Genomic DNA, 1736 nt, shown 5'->3' with positions numbered 1-1736 from the left:
ATTAAAAGTGGTCTTTCTATGTATGAACAGAGTCAGGAGACTTTTGCCGGAATTAGTGAAGAGTTTGCCGATAATTTGGCAGAATCTCAAACTAATCGTTGAGATTAAAATTATTAAGTTAGGGGTGAGTTGATTAACCAAGTCAGAAGTTATTTTTGTAACGGGTATTTGAGCTTCGAGCCAAAAATATTTCGCTTTAAAAGACGGGGTTACACGACCCTTATGATTTTGATAATTAGTCAAATTCACCTCTATAGAATCCAACTTTCTTATATAAAAGTCTACCCTCAACTCAGAAATAGAGAAAATTATTATTTTAGTTCAAATCATCATTCTGTGAAGCTCAAAAAAATCGCCAAAGCCAAATTTTTCTGCCTTGCATTCCCAAAATAAGTGTGGTACAATTCTATTATTGGGAGTGGTTTGCACCTATTCATGACTTTTTATTCAACTTAAAACCAAATTATCTCCCAACTATTATGTTTGACTAATTTGACTAAACTATCCACTTTGACAAAAATACCAAACAGCTTTTATAACAGTTAAAAAAGAAAGCGTTAAATTAATTATGTTTAAATGTATTACAGTTAAAAATTTTAGATGTTTTGAAGAAATTAGTATTGATAATATCGAACGAGTTAATTTAATTGGAGGTATCAATAATGTTGGCAAAACAGCTCTGCTAGAAGCAATTTTCTTGTTAAAAAGTTTAAATGCTCTAGAAATTCCGTTTCAATTAAACTTTAATAGAGGAGTAGTCCAGCAACAAACTTTTGATGTAGAAGAAATTTGTGAATGGTTATTCTACAAAAAACAAGTCAGTAAAGCCATTAAAATTAAAATAGTAAACGAAAATGGTGAAGAGAACGAACTAAAATTGAGTTTAGATAAAGCATCAAGCCCAAGATTGTTCCCTTTAAATTTAAGGTCAAATAGTAGAAAAACTCTCAAGGATTTAAAACTAGGATTTAAAAAAAATGGTCAACAAATCTTTGGTTTTACAATATTTTTAACACCAGATCGAGAAGAACAAACAGAAATAAAGATAGCAATTCAGCAAGACGAAGAACAAGAAGCTAAAGAAATAGAAGTTTTTCCTCCTAGCGCTTTTCTCAGTAGTCGTTTAAGAGTATCGCCAACAAATGATGCAGAAATATTCAGTCAATTTGAAGCTATAAATAAACAAAATGAAATTATAGAAATCTTAAAAATAATAGAACCAAGATTAAAACGTTTAGCAGTTTTGGTAACCGGAGGAATTCCGATGATTCATGGAGATATTGGAGCAGATTATTTAATTCCTGTTTCATTAATGGGAGAAGGAATGGGAAGATTATTATCTATTATTTTATCGATTATGAATGCAAAAGAAGGAACAGTATTAATTGATGAAATTGAAAATGGTATACATCACTCAGTTATGGAAAAAGTTTGGCAGTCTATAGCTGTAGCAACTAGAAAATCTAACACTCAACTTTTTGCTACTACTCATAGTTATGAATGTATTAATGCTGCTCATCAAGCATTTTCCAACTCCGAATTATATGACTTTCGTTATTTCAGACTAGAGAGAGAAAAAGAGACTAATGTTATCAAGAGTTTAACTTATGACAAAGATAATATTGAGACTTCTTTAGAGCTTAACTTGGAGATGCGTTAATGAGTCAAATTCAAAAAACAATCAAAAAGTCAAAGTTGATTATTGGTGAAGGAAAAGAGGATGAAATGTTTTTCTA

At 30.4% G+C, this 1736-nt stretch carries 1 protein-coding gene; it reads left to right on the top strand.

Annotated features, from left to right (window positions below; genetic code table 11):
- Positions 1-568: 568 nt before the first annotated feature.
- Positions 569-1660: an ATP/GTP-binding protein gene (locus F6K13_RS31785; protein WP_124143198.1), complete on the top strand. Its 1092-nt coding sequence runs from the start codon at positions 569-571 to the stop codon at positions 1658-1660.
- Positions 1661-1736 lie beyond the last annotated feature (76 nt).

The organism is Okeania sp. SIO2B9 (assembly GCF_010672505.1).
GTDB lineage: Bacteria > Cyanobacteriota > Cyanobacteriia > Cyanobacteriales > Microcoleaceae > Okeania > Okeania hirsuta.
Note: the sequence above shows the minus strand (reverse complement) of the source record. Positions and strands in the feature narration are given on the sequence as shown.